Here is a 15763-nt window from a genome sequence, read left to right as displayed (position 1 = left end):
CGCAAGCAGGGGACACAAAGTAAGAGCAAAGGGCAGTCCGCGGGGAGTCCCGGCCCGTAATGGCGAATGGACTGCGTTTTGCTCTTTTTTCGTGGCTTTGCTGGTGTAATGTGAGTGTCGGTACTGTGCTTTATACAAGCTAGTTTATGCTACAATAGGGATAATTCATATCAATCAGGTGTACGGTGTTGTACAAGCATATTTGAAATGTTAGAGGTGAGATTGAGCATGTTTTTAAAGCGCATTGAGCTGGCGGGCTTCAAATCGTTTGCAGATAAAACGGAAATGGAATTTGTCCGCGGCATTACGGCAGTCGTCGGACCCAACGGAAGCGGAAAAAGTAATATTTCCGACGGGATTCGTTGGGTGCTTGGCGAACAGAGTGCCAAATCACTGCGTGGCGGCAAAATGGAGGACATTATTTTTGCGGGTAGTGATGCTCGTAAGGCTGTTAATTACGGTGAAGTATCGCTTACGTTGGATAATGAAGATCAGGCGTTGCCTCTGGATTTTGGTGAAGTCACGGTAACACGACGTGTACATCGAAGTGGAGATAGTGAATATTTCATTAATCGGCAATCATGCAGACTCCGAGATATTACAGAGCTGTTTATGGATACAGGGATTGGTAAAGAAGCTTATTCAATTATTGGACAGGGACGCATTGAAGAAATTCTGAGTACCCGATCTGAGGATCGTCGAGGTATTTTTGAGGAAGCTTCGGGTATCGTAAAATATAAATCGCGTAAAAAAGATGCGGTTCGCAAGCTGGATGAAACGGAGCAAAATTTACTGCGTATTCACGATTTGGTTAGTGAACTGGAGGATCAGATTGGACCGCTTAAGGAGCAGTCTGAAAAGGCGATTCATTTTAAAGAGCTACGCGGTGAATTGAAATCCAAAGAAATTTCAATGTACGTCCATCAAATTGAACAAATTCATACTTCGTGGAGCGATGCGACTTCCAAACTAGCTTTGCTGCAGCAGGAGCAACTTCAGTTGTCTACGGTGGTGTCCAGCCACGATGCGATGCTGGAAAGCGACCGCAACGAATTACGCCAGCTGGAGGAGCAAGTAGAGCGGTTGCAAAGGGATCTGCTGCAATACAGTGAAGCGACGGAGAAAAGTGAAGGCTACGGCGAATTGCTCAAAGAGCGCACACGCAATCTGGAGGCTAATCGGGAACAATTGATCTTATCACTTAGCACAAGCGAATCACGGCATTCCGAGCGCAGGAGTGAACTGGATCAACTGAACGAAAAGCTGTCTGCACTGAATGTAGAGCTTGACGAGTTGCGTGGGCGGCTGTCTGACGAAGAGGCCAAACTGATTGGTGTTACAGGCGGAATCAGCCAGGAGCAGGAAGAAAGCCTAAAGGGTGGTCTGCTGGAGCTGATGAATCAGATGGCGCAGGCGCGTAACGAAATTCGTTATACAGACCAACAGAAGGAAGCATTGGAACGGCGTGTGACTCGCGTAAGTGACGAATCCGGCAAATGGGAAGCCCAGAAAGTACAACTTGAACAGCGCAAAAAGGGATTGGAAGCTGCGGTTCAGAAGCTGGGGCAGGAAATCAGTAGTTTGCGTAGTGGCTATATTCAGGGAAGTGAAAAGTACCAGGCCCTGCAAAAACTACTGGAAGAAAACCAGGGTACGGTTCGTAAATGGGAACAAAAGCGTGAGGCTCAAATTTCACGGCGAGATACAATGAAGGAAATGCAGGATGACTTTGACGGCTTCATGCTTGGAGTTAAAGAGGTATTGAAGGCTGCACGAAAAGAAACTTTGCACGGTGTGCATGGAGCGGTAGCGGAGCTGATTCGGGTGCCTGAGCATTTAGAGCAGGCGATGGAAACCGCTTTGGGTGCTTCAGTTCAGCATATCGTGATGGAAAATGAATCCGTATCCAGACAGGCGATCAGTTTTCTAAAGCAACGTCAACTGGGCAGAGCGACATTTTTGCCTATGGATGTTATCCGCCCGCGTCAAATCAGCGCAGGAGAACGCCAAATTGCAGAAGGCGCTGAAGGCTTTGTCGGGATCGGTGCAGATCTTGTTCAGTATGATGATCGATATGCCGGAATTGTAGGCAGTCTCTTGGGGAATGTGGTCATTGCCCGTACGTTGGAAGATGCAAACCGTATTGCGGCCCGTTGCCAATATAGATACCGCGTGGTCACTTTGGAAGGCGATGTTGTCAATGCAGGGGGTTCCATGACTGGGGGAAGCCAGTTCAAGAAAAATGCTAATCTGCTTGGACGTAAGCGTCAGCTGGATCAGTTGGATCAAGACATTGTAGATACGGAGCAGCAAATTGCAAGGTTGCGCCAGAGTGCAATAGATACCAAACGCCAGCTGGAGGAGACACAGACCCGTCTGGACGAGTTGCGTCAGGGCGGCGATGTGAAGCGCGGTGAAGAGCAGCAGATGGCAATGGAGCTCAAGCAACTGGAGCATGAACTTCGTCATGTTCTGGAGCAGGTCGCTGCGTCTGGTCAGGAGAAAAAGGGCTTTGATCAGGAAATCAAGGAGCTGGAAACTTCCCGTGAAGAAGCGTTGATAAAGTTGGCTGCGCTGGAGGAAGAAGAGAAGAAAACGCATCAGGCCATTCACGCTGCCGAATTCGCCCGTAAAGCCAACGAATCTGCCAAAGAGCAGCTGCAGGGAGAGCTCACGAATCTCAAGGTAAGAGAAGGAAAGCTGGACCAGGAGCGCTTTTCATTGGAAGAGCAGCTGCGCAGATTGCGTGGGGATTATGATACTCTTGGTAAGGATTCGAGACAAAACAAGACCTTGCTTGCTTCCATCGAAGCAGATTTGCTGACCAATGAGCAGGAGACCGTGAAACAGATTGAAAATCTCAATCAATACCGTTTGAAAAAGGAAGAAGCCGCACAGCAACTGGAATTCAAGCGGGCTGCACGCAGCAGCTTGTCCAAAAAGCTGGAAGTGGCTGAGAACGACACGAAAGAACAACGAATTCAGCTCAAGTCAGTGGAGGAGTTGCTTCGTCAAACGGAAATTGGAGTAAATCGACTTGATGTGGAACTGGAAAATGTTCTGAAAAAATTAAGTGATGATTATGAACTCAGCTATGAGTTAGCCAAGCAGCGTTACCCTATACCTGAAGATATTGAAGGTACGCAGAGTGAGGTAGAAAGGCTCAAACGTGGTATTTCCGCGTTAGGTGAGGTGAATCTAGGTGCCATTGAGGAATACCAGCGTGTGCATGAGCGTTATACGTTTCTTGATGAGCAAAAGTCTGATTTGGTGGAGGCCAAGACAACGCTTTATCAGGTTATTCGTGAAATGGATGAAGAAATGTCCAAACGCTTTAAGACTACATTCGATGCTATTCGGCGCGAATTTGGAACGGTATTCTCCAAGCTGTTCGGAGGCGGACGTGCTGATCTCGTGCTGCTTGACCCGGAACGCTTGCTGGAGACGGGAATCGACATCGTAGCTCAACCACCGGGCAAAAAACTGCAAAACTTGCAGCTACTGTCGGGCGGTGAGCGTGCGTTAACAGCGATGGCGTTACTATTTGCCATTTTACACGTTAAACCTGTTCCATTCTGTGTACTCGATGAAGTAGAGGCTGCATTGGACGAAGCAAACGTGGTGCGTTTTGCCCAGTATTTACGAGAATTCTCGGAGCAGACACAGTTCATTGTAGTCACACACCGCAAGGGCACAATGGAAGAATCAGATGTGCTATACGGGGTTACGATGGAGGAAGGCGGGGTTTCCAAACTCGTATCTGTCAAGCTGGACAACGATGAAGCTGAGATTGCCTGACATTAAATAACATACTTTCAGACCAACGGAGGGAATCCATGAGTTTCTTTAGGAAATTGAAGGAAAGCATTGCAAACAAAACTGAATCTGTCACAAAACAGTTCAAAGATGGTTTGGAAAAAACACGTAAAGGTTTTGTTGAAAAAGTAACAGACTTGATGATTCGCCGTAAAAAGATTGATGAGGAATTTTATGAGGAACTGGAAGAAATTCTGATCGGAGCGGACGTAGGCGTCAACACGGTTATGAACCTCATTGAAGACCTGCGAGAAGAAGTGAAAAAGCGCAAAATCGAGGACGCATCCGAGTTACAGCCTGTATTGTCAGAAAAGCTGTCTGAGTTGCTGCGGGGTAATGACAATAGTCAGCTCAAAATGAATCCTGACGGGATTACAGTCATTTTATTCGTGGGAGTCAATGGCGTCGGCAAAACAACAACCATTGGCAAGTTAGCTCACCGTTTTAAACAAGAGGGCAAAAAAGTATTGTTGGCTGCTGGGGATACGTTCCGCGCGGGTGCGATTGAACAGTTGGAGGTATGGGGCGAACGGGCAGGTGTAGAGGTTATTAAGCAGCAATCCGGTTCCGATCCGGCTGCGGTTATGTTTGATGCCGTACAGGCTGCCAAGCAGCGTCAAGTGGATGTTTTGTTGTGTGATACCGCAGGACGTCTTCAGAATAAAAGCAATCTAATGGAGGAACTGAACAAAATTTTCCGTGTGATTCAACGCGAAATTCCAGATGCTCCACATGAAGTGTTGTTGGTACTTGATGCGACGACTGGACAAAATGCACTTAACCAAGCCAAGCTGTTTGGTGAGAAAAGCGGTGTAACCGGGCTGGTACTAACGAAGTTGGATGGTACAGCGAAGGGCGGAATTGTTGTGGCCATCCGTCAGGAGCTGAATTTGCCTGTTAAGCTGGTGGGCTTAGGTGAAAAAGTGAATGATCTTCAACCGTTTGATTCCGAGCAATTCGTTCATGCGTTGTTTGCGGGGTTGATTCAGGAAGAGACGGTCGAAGCAACTGCTACAGGTGAGGAAGAACAGAACTGATACGTTTAAAGTAGGCTTTCATGCTACGTTTGGGACTAAGTAGCCATCCTGTTGCTGCTCAAGTTCGCCCAGATGTATAATGAAAGCAAGAAGTCTGTCGATGCCGTATATGTAATGTATCTTGTATGTAAAATATAAATCAGGAAGTCGGGTGAAAAACCGATGGCAAACACCTATACCTACTCCCGACGGGAAGAAGTAGCCAACGCCATTACACATGGAATTGGAGCCGTTTTAAGCGTAGCAGCGCTTGTGTTGCTCATTGTTTTTGCTAGCATGAAAGGAACCACTTGGCATGTCGTCAGCTTTACGATTTACGGGATTACGATGTTGCTGTTGTACACCAATTCAACGTTGCTTCATAGCCTGCGTGAAGGGAAAATGAAAGATTTGTTCGAAATATTCGATCATTCTTGCATTTACCTGTTCATTGCAGGTAGCTACACCCCGTTTATGCTCGTTGCACTGCGAGGTACTATGGGATGGACGCTGTTTGGAGTGATTTGGGGGATTGCACTGTTTGGTGTGTTGTTCAAGGCGTTTTTCACCAAGCGCTTTCTGTTTATGTCTACCGTGTTTTACATTGTGATGGGCTGGCTCATCACCATTGCCTGGAATCCTCTTGTTGCGACTGTTCCCGCTGGAGGGATGACGTTATTGTTCGTAGGTGGTCTAATGTATACGTTGGGCACGATTTTCTATGTGTGGCGGGCATTTCCATATCACCATGCGATCTGGCATCTGTTTGTTTTGGCAGGCAGCATACTTCATTTTCTGGCTGTTCTGCTGTATCTCACTCCAGTAAGGGTTTAAGTAACAGTGGGCAAAAAGCCGATCCGTACTTCCGTTTAAGGGCAGTGGATCGGCTTTTTTTTGTATGACAAGGGATAACGCTTGACATCTTCTTTTCTTTTATGTATCATAAGGAACGTTGAAAAGAACTGTAAAGTGTTTTTCCTTGACGATGGAGGTATACAAGATGAGTCAGGAGAATCGGCTGGAAAAGACAAACCGGATTAACCGACTGTTTGACTTCTATGAACCTCTGCTTACAGAGAAGCAACAGATGTTTTTAAAATATTACTTCCATGATGATTTTTCTTTAGGGGAAATTGCATCGGAATTTCAAATTAGCCGTCAGGCAGTGTATGAACATATTAAACGTGCTGAACAGGTATTGGAAATGTACGAGGAAAAGCTTGGTTTGCTAAGTAAGTATGAGCGTAGAATCCAAGATCTCGAAGAATTAAATAAGACGTTGTATGAGGCATTCGGTAAAATCGGTGAGTCCGATGAAGGCACTCTGCAACATGTCCATCAAATTGTAAATCGCCTGCAGGAATTGTAGGACATATAGATATAAGAACAAACAACCCTGGTAGACAAGGAGGTGCGAAAGTATGGCATTTGAAGGATTATCGACTCGCTTGCAAAATGTATTCAGTAAACTGCGCGGCAAAGGAAAAGTGTCTGAGGATGATGTAGCTCAGGCGATGCGTGAAGTACGATTAGCTTTGCTTGAGGCGGACGTTAACTTCAAGGTTGTAAAGGACTTTATTGCCAAGGTAAAGGAGAAATCCGTTGGTAAGGAAGTGATGGACAGCTTTACGCCAGGCATGGTCATCATCGACATCGTGAACAAGGAACTGACCGAGTTGATGGGTGGCAGTCAGGCCAAGCTTGCCAAAGCAAACAAACCGCCTACGGTCATTATGATGGTGGGTCTCCAGGGCGCAGGTAAGACGACGACGTCTGGTAAACTGGCGAAATTGTTGCAAAAGCAAAATCATCGTCCATTGCTTGTAGCTGGTGATATTTATAGACCAGCCGCGATCAAGCAACTTCAGGTTCTTGGGGAGCAGATTAATACTCCTGTATTTACACTGGGAGATCAGACAAGCCCGGTAGAAATTGCGAAACAGGGTTTGCAGCATGCTAAGGATAATGGTAATGACTACGTTATTATAGATACTGCGGGTCGTCTTCATGTTGATGAAGAACTCATGGAAGAGTTACGCCAGATTCATACCAACGTCAACCCGGATGAAGTTCTACTGGTTGTAGATAGCATGACGGGGCAGGACGCGGTTAACGTTGCAGAGCACTTTAATAGTAGCTTGGAATTGACGGGAGTTGTACTGACGAAGCTGGATGGTGACACTCGTGGTGGTGCAGCATTATCAGTTAAGGCTGTGACGGGATGCCCGATCAAGTTTGCTACATTGGGTGAAAAGCTGGATGCGATGGAGCCGTTTCATCCTGAACGGATGGCTTCACGGATTTTAGGCATGGGTGACATGTTGTCCCTGATTGAAAAAGCGCAGTCCAATATCGACGCCGATAAGGCGAAGGAAATGGAACGTAAAATGCGTAATGCCGAGTTTACTTTTGAAGATTTTCTGGAGCAAATGGATCAAGTTAAGAAGCTTGGCCCAATCGACCAGATTCTTGATATGATTCCCGGTATGGGCAACATGAAGCAAATGAAAGATATCAAAGTGGATGACAAACAGATGGGCCGGATTGAGGCTATCGTTCATTCTATGACCACACAGGAAAAGCAAAACCCAGACATGATTAATCATAGCCGACGCAAACGTATTTCTGTAGGCAGTGGAACATCACTGGCTGAGGTAAATCGTCTGATAAAGCAATTTGACGAAATGCGTCGCATGATGAAGCAGTTCTCAGATATGATGGGACCTAAGGGTGGCAAAAACAAGGCTATGAAGCAGCTGAAGAGTATGGGTAAAGGTATGAAGTTTCCTTTCCGCTAAGGCCGTTAGGCCCTTGGAATTATGGGATAACAATATACAGTCTACTTTTTGAAGGAGGTGAATTTTCGTGGCAGTTCGTATTCGTCTGAAACGTATGGGTGCACATAAAGCTCCTTTCTATCGCGTCGTGGTATCTGATTCTCGTTCCCCGCGTGACGGTCGTTTTATCGAAGAAATCGGTTACTACAACCCAATCACAGTACCAGCGGTTGTAAAAATTGATGAAGATAAAGCGCTGAAATGGTTGCAAGATGGTGCACAAGCATCCGACACAGTCCGTAACTTGCTTAGCAAAGCGGGCGTAATGAAAAAGTTTCATGAATCTAAACTACAGAAATAAGGTGCTGATACGGAGGGTCAACCATGGAAGAATTAGTGATAATCATTGCTAAGGCTTTAGTCGATCATCCGGAAGATGTAACCGTGAAGACCTTGGAGAAGGATCGGCTTGTTGTATATGAGCTTAGTGTGCATCCTGAGGATGTAGGCAAAATCATTGGTAAGCAGGGTCGTATCGCCAAGGCGCTTCGCACTGTGGTTGCATCAGCAGCCGTTAAGATGGATAAACGGGTTACCGTAGACATCATATCTTAAAGATATACGAAAGTGGGTTAGGATGTATGTCCTAACCCTTTTTCGTACATGATGAAGATGATATGGAGCGGGACCGATTACAAGCAGGAGGAACACGATGCAACAATTGTTTAATGTCGGAAAAATTGTGAACACCCATGGAATCCGTGGGGAGCTTAAAATATTAACGACGACAGATTTCCCAGAAGATCGTTTTGCTAAAGGTAGTGAGCTTTTGATTGTTCCGGCGGAAGGTAAAGCACCGATCCCCGTAACTGTTGAAACAGCGCGTTTTCAAAAAAATATGGTTGTCGCTAAATTTAAGGAATATCACAATATTAATGAAGTCGAAAAATATAAAGGTACATTGTTGAAGGTATCTGCTGAGCGGTTAGGCGAATTGGAAGAAAATGAATTCTATTTTCATGAAGTAGTCGGCATGGAAGTGGTGACCGAAGACGGAAATGAGCTCGGCGTGGTCAAAGAAATTTTGACTCCGGGAGCCAATGATGTATGGGTAGTCAAAATGCCTAAAGGCAAGGAACTGCTATTGCCGTATATAGAGGATGTTATTTTGGATGTAAACGTGCGTGAAAAACGGGTTACGGTACGGTTAATGGAAGGTCTGCTGTAATGAGGGTGGATGTGCTAACCCTGTTTCCAGAGATGTTTGATGGAGTATTTAATGCAAGCATTCTGGGAAAAGCAAGGGATAAGGGAATTGTATCACTGCAAGCGGTTAATTTTCGTCAGTATGCTGGCAACAAGCATGGACAAGTGGATGATACGCCCTATGGCGGTGGGGGCGGCATGGTTTTGAAGCCTGACCCTATTTTTGCTGCTGTGGAAGCGCTGTTGGATAAATCAGAGCAACCAACATTAGAGACAGCCGATGAAGTTATCCAACATGAAGGGGTAGAACGTAACACAGACATAAAATCTCCGCGTATCATTTTGATGTGTCCACAAGGCGAGACTTTTACGCAAAAGAAAGCGGAAGAGCTGGCCAAAGAGGACCATCTTATTTTTATATGTGGGCATTATGAGGGTTATGATGAGCGTATTCGAGAGTATTTGGTGACGGATGAGCTTTCTATCGGAGATTATGTATTGACTGGTGGTGAGCTTCCAGCCATGACCGTCATTGACAGTGTGACACGGTTGCTACCAGGAGTGCTGGGGAACGAAACGAGTGCGGTAACGGACTCGTTTAGTACGGGGCTGCTGGAGTACCCCCATTATACCCGGCCTGCGGAGTTTCGGGGCTGGAAAGTACCCGATGTACTCCTGTCAGGGCATCACGTCAATATTGATTCTTGGAGACGCCAAGAGGCGTTACGTCGCACGATGGAACGCCGACCAGACCTGTTGGAACAGGCTGAACTGACAGGCAAGGAGCGCATGTGGATTGAGGAGCAGCGCAAATCTGACTGTTTGGGGGATAAGCAATAAAGCGCCTTAGACATGAGTGGATTTGAAAGCAGGCGGTGACCTGTTTTATAATGGAGTCAATTAAATAATGTTTGGTCAAATCCCTTTTTGTTGTTGCAATGCGGTATCCTCCATGATACAATACATCTGTTGTGTGTAATACGGTGGTCCTCTGTGGATGATGAAGGAAACGGTTGTGTTTCCAGAAGAAGCATGAACACCTGTACGGAAGGAGGGAGTCATAGATGAATATCGTCCAAGCGATCACTGAAGAACAACTGCGTAAAGATTTGCCTAACTTTCGTCCTGGTGACACTTTGAAAGTGCACGTGAAAGTTATTGAGGGAACTCGTGAGCGTATCCAGTTGTTTGAAGGTGTTGTAATTAAACGCCGTGGTGGTGGAATCAGTGAGACTTTTACAGTTCGTAAAATTTCTTACGGTGTAGGTGTGGAAAGAACTTTCCCGCTTCATTCCCCGAAAATCGATAAAATCGACGTGGCTCGCCGTGGTAAAGTGCGTCGTGCGAAGCTTTATTATCTTCGTGAACTGCGCGGTAAAGCAGCGAGAATTAAAGAAATTCGTCGTTAATACAACGAATAACGAAAGGGGCTTGGTTACAAGCTCCTTTCGTTTTTTCTACGTACATAGGGAACTGTGGATTATTGACCGTAAAGAGAGGACAGTGAGCTATGGAGCAAGAAGTAGGACAAGGAGCTGTACAGCAGCCAACTGATCAGGATGGTACGCCCAAGCGTAAACCAAAAAATGAGATTTTTGAGTGGCTCAAGGCCATCATTATTGCGTTAGTGCTTGTCTTTTTAATCCGCTGGCTTCTCTTTAAGCCGTTTATTGTGGATGGCCCGTCGATGCAGCCTAACTTTCATACCGGAGAACGCGTCATTGTAAATGAGATTTTGTATGATTTCCGTGCCCCTAAACCAGGCGAAGTGATCGTGTTTCATGTGCCGGAGGAAGGAAGAGACTTTATCAAACGCGTCATTGCCGTTGAAGGAGATACGGTCAAGGTAGAAGGTGACACGATTACAGTAAATGGTAAGCCGATTCAGGAAGCTTATTTGAAAGCTCCTTTAGAAGAAGCCCATCAGAATGGCGAGCTTTACAACAAGTTTACAAATTTTCCAAATGAGAAGTTTAAGGATGGAAAAGTTCCGGCAGGGCATATTTTTGTAATGGGAGATAACCGTTCCAATAGTACAGACAGTCGGATGATTGGATATATTGATTTGAAGGAAGTCGTAGGTCGGGCTGACGTTATTTTCTGGCCGGCAAAAGATATGCAGTGGATTAACCACTAGAATAACTAATAAGCAGCATAGCTGCCGTAATCCTAACTAAGAGCCTAAGGGTAAAAGTAGGAGTTACGATCAATGGGGTGATGACGGTGACGATTCAATGGTTTCCTGGTCATATGACCAGAGCGCGCCGCCAAATTGAAGCAAAATTAAAGTTAATTGATTTGGTCATTGAGCTGATTGATGCTCGATTGCCGCTCTCCAGCCGAAATCCAATGATTGATGATATTTTGCAAGGCAAGCCGCGGATGATTATTTTGAATAAAGCAGATTTGGCGGACCCGGTAGTATCACAGCAATGGATTGCTTATTTTAAGGAGCAGGGGCATGTGGCCCTTCCGGTGGATGCCACAACTGGGACGGGACTAAAAGAAATTCCGATTCAGGCTAAGCTGCTGCTTAAGGAAAAGATAGATCGGCAGATTAGGAAGGGAATGAACCCGCGTCCTATGCGTGGGTTGATTGTTGGTATTCCGAATGTTGGTAAATCGACACTGATCAACCGAATGGCGGGACGTAATATTGCAGCTACGGGTGACCGTCCAGGGGTAACGAAGGCACAGCAGTGGATCAAGATCGGAGAAATTGAATTGCTGGATACACCAGGTATTCTATGGCCTAAATTTGAGGATCAGAATGTAGGCTATCGTCTGGCAGTTACAGGTGCGATCAAGGAAGAAATTCTGAATGTCGAGGATATTGCCTTTTTTGCGACTAAATATTTAGTTCAGTACTATTGGGATGCACTGGCAGAGCGCTTTGAGCTCACCGAACGTCCTGAAGATACAGAAAATCCTGATGAAATTGTCAACGTTATGGAAGCGATCGGACGTAAACGTGGCTGTATTGTTAGCGGCGGACGTGTAGATCTCGAAAAGGCGTCAAAAATCATTTTGCGTGAGCTGCGTGCAGGGAAGCTGGGACGATTCAGTTTGGAAGCTCCTTACTGATTTTACTGGTACACCGATGCAGAACATAGCATTTTGTGGCAAGGAAGAACCTTCCCCATCTCTCCGGAGAGGAGGAAGGTTTTTTTTGGTATTTGAAGGCAGTTAGAAAAGGGTTTTGGACGGTGAAGGTCTGTGGTAAGCTGAATTCAATCGCTAGAGCTACGGCATGAATGACGCGTTAAACTACATATAGATGGGCAGGTATTGAATATGGAAAATAAAGAGATTGTAGCAAAGGACATGCTACATTATGAAAAAAAATGCTGGGAGCAGTCTTGTGAGCGGATTGCAGGTATTGACGAGGTAGGTCGTGGGTGCCTGTTTGGTGATGTTGTGGCCGCAGCAGTCATTTTACCAGTGGGTGAGTTACTGGAAGGTGTGGATGATTCCAAAAAATTGACGGATAAGAAGAGAGAAACATACTACGAGCTGATTATGGAGAAGGCCATTGCTGTAGGAGTTGGCTATGTAGACGCGCACACGATTGATGATATCAATATTAAGCAGGCAGCTCGTTTGGCTATGAAGCAGGCTATTGAGGCTTTACATGTATCTCCTGATTATTTACTGGTGGATGCAGAAAAGGTAGATGTGCCTATTCCTCAGCTCTCTATTATTAAAGGAGATGCGAACAGTCAGTCCATTGCGGCGGCCTCTATCATCGCCAAGGTAACCCGTGATCGGCTGTGTAAAGGTGAATGGGATGCGAAGTATCCGGAATATGGGATCGGTATACATAAAGGTTACGCTACCAAGTTGCACAGGGAACAAATTTTGGCGCTAGGACCTACAAAGATGCATAGACGCAGCTTTCTGGGCAATTTGTTGACAGAGCAACCGACACTGTTTGATCTGTAGTTACTTATTATGAATCGGGACAATGCCGATATAAAGTATAACTAATACCATAAGCCCCTTTGAATGGGGGAGAGTGAGAGGAGGGGCGATATGAACATCGGATCTGTATTTCGTGGATTACTTGGAGATGTGAAGGCTGGAGAGGCTAAAAAACTTGATATGCAGCCAGGTCAGGTCGTACGAGGAGTCGTGCTAAAGGTGTCTGAGGACGGCGGTGAGGCTGTGTTGCAAATACAAGGTTCTCAGGTCAGGGCAAAGCTGGAGACCCCTCTTCAACCTGGACAGACTACAACGTTTCAGGTTCAACCGGCTTCCCCCAGCGGAATGACGGTGCTTAAGCCTCTGAACGATGTGGCCAATACACCACAGCAAACCGTAGCGCTGACAGATGTATTGGAATCGGTGGGACTGCCGGATACAGCTCAGAACAGGGAGCTTATACAGGCAATGCAAAAGAATGGTGTGCCGTTGACGTCGGAAAATGCGGCTTCTTTGCGAGAAGCTATGGCGAAGCAAAGCGGCAATGTACAATTGGGAACGTTTGTGCAGGCGGCGGCAGTTGCCTTTCAGCGTGGACTTCCATTGACGACAGAAAGCATAAATGGATTGCGTCAAGCGATGTTTGGGCCTCCTTTAAATGATCTGTTGTCTTCGCTGGAGCAAGAGCTTGAAACGGTATTAAAACAGCAAGCACAGGGAATATCCACTGACCGTTCAGTGGGGGAATCGACAGCTATAAAGAACGCTGACCGAATGTCTGCTAGTCCAACAGGTGCTTCTTCTGTGGTGGTAGATGGGCAGGAAGGCCAAGCACCTCTATTGTCCAAGGATGTTTCTACCGCTGCAAAGCAGGCAGAAGCTGGACAAACCACAGGCGGCAAGGAATTGTTAAAAGGGACTCAAGCAGCCAACCTTGCTGCAGCAGCGAGTGCTTTGGCAACAGATTCAGATACTGCGACGGGGGCTACATCTGCAGCCAAAGGGACTGCTCCAGGAGAATCGGAGGCAGCCAATGGACGCGGAGCGACAGTGGCATCGGAGGCAGCCAATGGACGCGGAGCGACAGTGGCATCGGAAGCTGGCGTAAATGCGCCAGAATCGAGTGCTGATGCATTAAATGGTCCCCGCACCAGAGTGGAGCAGTCACAGTCACAGCAAGCTCCAGCGGCAAGCACACAGCTTAAGGATGCGGATGGCGCTCCAGCGGCTGCCACGGCAGAGCCTGCGGGGGCCAAGCCCGCCTTAACCTCAGCCACGGCTGACCGTCTCTCGGCACAGCAGGCTGGTGCCCCTGTGCCGCAATCCACAGCAGGCAACACTGCTGCGCCAGAGGTGCCGCTCCAGCGGCTGCGCACGCTGTTGCAAGAGCTACGCGCGGCGGTGCCGCCCGCACTGAGCACGGCTGCCCCAGAGCAGCCCGCAGCGGAAGTGGCGCAGCGGGCGGCTGGCGCCTCGCGGGCCGCAGACGCCGCTGCATCGCAGCCTGTGGCGTCCAGCCCGCAGCTCACCCCCACGGAAGACCCGTGGGTAGGCCGCGTACTGAAGCTGCTCGGTGCAGAGCACGAGCAGCAAGTGCACCGCGCGACTACACAGGTCGCGCAAGGGGCGGCGGCACGTATGGAGCCGCCAGAGGGAATGCCCCAGACGCTGCCGGGATTAGCGGCTGCGTCTGGGGACACGGTGTCAGCAGACGCAGACACCGTAAAAGGGGCACTGCTCCAGCTGATGAGCAGTGACGACCTGCCGCCCGCTTTGAAAGAGGCGGCTCAGCAGGTTGTACAGCACCTGACAGGTCAGCAGTTGCTGCTCAATACAGACCGAACGGCGCCTTTTGCCCAAGTACACATGTTTATACCATTCGTTGGACCGGACGGTCGCGAAACAGCTACGATCCAGATTCAGTCCCGCCGCGGCAAACGGGGAGAGCTGGACGCCTCCAACTGTCGTCTTTGGTTTGATTTGGACATGAAGGGACTTGGACCGACCCTGGTAGATGTCCAGGTTGTAGATCGGATTGTAAGTGTCAAGCTCCATAATGATCATGAATGGGCGGCTTCGTTGTTAACCAGTGGGCGTGAGTCCATTCACACAGCGTTGGAGTCACTAGGATACCAGCTTCTATCGCTTCGTACCGAGCCCATGCCCATAAGGACTGAACAGAACAGCCTCGCCTCTTCTGAAGTACAAAGCTATGTGCCTCAGCCGTATAAAGGAGTCGATCTTAAAATATGAAAGAGCCGTTGGAACCTCCTTCTCCTTCCATAAAGAAGGCGGTCGCCCTTAAATATACGCCTGGTGAGAGCGAAGCACCGATTGTCGTTGCCAAGGGGAGCGGCCGTATTGCGGATAGCATTTTAGAAAAGGCCAAAGAACATGGTGTTCCCGTTCAGGAGGATGCTGCGCTGGTTGAAGTACTATCCAAACTTGATTTGGACGAACAAATCCCTGCTGAGCTCTATCAGTTGGTGGCAGAGGTGCTTACCTATATATATCAAATGGATCGGCTTGCTTCAAGGGATGACTGGTGATGTGGAATGAAATGAAGGCTGGAGGCAAGGATCAACGGAAAGCTAAAGGAGCGATGGGCGAAGAGGCAGCGGCTTTGTTTTTAAAAAACTTGGGTTACCGAATCATAGAGCGTAATTGGCGATGCCGCAGTGGTGAAATAGATCTGATTGCCAAGCAGGAGCATACACTCGTGTTTATTGAGGTACGTAGTCGAAGTAGCTCCAAATATGGAACGCCAGCAGAATCAGTTACTGCGCGTAAAATAGCCCAAGTTCGCCAAACAGCCGCTGTATATTTGCATATGAACGGGATTGGAGATGCTCCAATCCGCTTTGACATGATTTCTGTACAATTAACTGACGAAAAGGCAGTTGTTACAAACCATTTAATAGGCGCATTTTAAAAGAGTAAGAGCTTTTTCGAAGGTAAGAGTGCGTGACTGAATTCATATGTGCAGGTTGACAGGAAGGAAAGCTACAGGTATATTTTATTGAGAAT

General features: G+C 47.3%; 16 protein-coding genes. All 16 read left to right on the top strand.

Features of this window, described 5'->3' with window-relative positions; all coding sequences use genetic code 11:
• The first annotated feature begins 228 nt into the window (after window positions 1-228).
• Window positions 229-3798: a chromosome segregation protein SMC gene (gene smc / locus MKX59_RS17775; protein WP_028542737.1), complete on the top strand. Its 3570-nt coding sequence runs from the start codon at window positions 229-231 to the stop codon at window positions 3796-3798.
• A 38-nt stretch (window positions 3799-3836) separates the two neighbouring features.
• The gene (gene ftsY, locus MKX59_RS17770; protein ID WP_028542736.1) at window positions 3837-4853 is read left to right on the top strand and encodes a signal recognition particle-docking protein FtsY; all 1017 of its coding nucleotides are present in this window, start codon (window positions 3837-3839) and stop codon (window positions 4851-4853) included.
• A 162-nt stretch (window positions 4854-5015) separates the two neighbouring features.
• On the top strand, window positions 5016-5666 hold the full coding sequence (gene trhA, locus MKX59_RS17765) for a PAQR family membrane homeostasis protein TrhA (protein ID WP_023988168.1): 651 nt from the start codon (window positions 5016-5018) through the stop codon (window positions 5664-5666).
• A 166-nt stretch (window positions 5667-5832) separates the two neighbouring features.
• On the top strand, window positions 5833-6201 hold the full coding sequence (locus tag MKX59_RS17760) for a putative DNA-binding protein (RefSeq protein WP_023988169.1): 369 nt from the start codon (window positions 5833-5835) through the stop codon (window positions 6199-6201).
• Between the two features lie 52 nt (window positions 6202-6253).
• A complete protein-coding gene (gene ffh / locus MKX59_RS17755) occupies window positions 6254-7630 on the top strand; it encodes a signal recognition particle protein (RefSeq protein ID WP_023988170.1) in 1377 nt (458 codons plus the stop codon).
• Window positions 7631-7697: 67 nt separating this feature from the next.
• The gene (gene rpsP, locus MKX59_RS17750; protein ID WP_013309862.1) at window positions 7698-7970 is read left to right on the top strand and encodes a 30S ribosomal protein S16; all 273 of its coding nucleotides are present in this window, start codon (window positions 7698-7700) and stop codon (window positions 7968-7970) included.
• Between the two features lie 23 nt (window positions 7971-7993).
• Window positions 7994-8224: a KH domain-containing protein gene (locus MKX59_RS17745; RefSeq protein WP_013309863.1), complete on the top strand. Its 231-nt coding sequence runs from the start codon at window positions 7994-7996 to the stop codon at window positions 8222-8224.
• Between the two features lie 97 nt (window positions 8225-8321).
• Entirely contained in the window at window positions 8322-8837 is a 516-nt protein-coding gene (gene rimM / locus MKX59_RS17740) for a ribosome maturation factor RimM (RefSeq protein ID WP_013309864.1), read from the top strand.
• The gene (gene trmD / locus MKX59_RS17735; protein WP_023988171.1) at window positions 8837-9655 is read left to right on the top strand and encodes a tRNA (guanosine(37)-N1)-methyltransferase TrmD; all 819 of its coding nucleotides are present in this window, start codon (window positions 8837-8839) and stop codon (window positions 9653-9655) included. The genes rimM and trmD overlap by 1 nt, the downstream gene beginning before the upstream one ends.
• Window positions 9656-9879: 224 nt before the next feature.
• Window positions 9880-10224: a 50S ribosomal protein L19 gene (gene rplS, locus MKX59_RS17730; protein ID WP_010346403.1), complete on the top strand. Its 345-nt coding sequence runs from the start codon at window positions 9880-9882 to the stop codon at window positions 10222-10224.
• Window positions 10225-10325: 101 nt separating this feature from the next.
• Window positions 10326-10952, top strand: coding sequence for a signal peptidase I (gene lepB, locus MKX59_RS17725; protein WP_013309866.1), 627 nt, complete (start codon window positions 10326-10328; stop codon window positions 10950-10952).
• Between the two features lie 86 nt (window positions 10953-11038).
• The gene (gene ylqF / locus MKX59_RS17720; protein WP_023988173.1) at window positions 11039-11899 is read left to right on the top strand and encodes a ribosome biogenesis GTPase YlqF; all 861 of its coding nucleotides are present in this window, start codon (window positions 11039-11041) and stop codon (window positions 11897-11899) included.
• 210 nt (window positions 11900-12109) lie between these two features.
• Complete coding sequence (locus MKX59_RS17715; protein WP_076156892.1) at window positions 12110-12757, top strand: ribonuclease HII; 648 nt, start codon at window positions 12110-12112, stop codon at window positions 12755-12757.
• A 90-nt stretch (window positions 12758-12847) separates the two neighbouring features.
• The gene (locus tag MKX59_RS17710; RefSeq protein ID WP_076264263.1) at window positions 12848-14989 is read left to right on the top strand and encodes a DNA ligase; all 2142 of its coding nucleotides are present in this window, start codon (window positions 12848-12850) and stop codon (window positions 14987-14989) included.
• The gene (locus tag MKX59_RS17705) at window positions 14986-15285 is read left to right on the top strand and encodes an EscU/YscU/HrcU family type III secretion system export apparatus switch protein (RefSeq protein ID WP_023988176.1); all 300 of its coding nucleotides are present in this window, start codon (window positions 14986-14988) and stop codon (window positions 15283-15285) included. The genes MKX59_RS17710 and MKX59_RS17705 overlap by 4 nt, the downstream gene beginning before the upstream one ends.
• Window positions 15285-15668: a YraN family protein gene (locus MKX59_RS17700; RefSeq protein WP_076264262.1), complete on the top strand. Its 384-nt coding sequence runs from the start codon at window positions 15285-15287 to the stop codon at window positions 15666-15668. Before MKX59_RS17705 ends, MKX59_RS17700 begins: the two co-directional genes overlap by 1 nt.
• Window positions 15669-15763 lie beyond the last annotated feature (95 nt).

Source organism: Paenibacillus sp. FSL R7-0340 (assembly GCF_038002205.1).
GTDB lineage: Bacteria > Bacillota > Bacilli > Paenibacillales > Paenibacillaceae > Paenibacillus > Paenibacillus polymyxa_B.
This window is presented reverse-complemented; position numbering and strand designations above follow the sequence as displayed.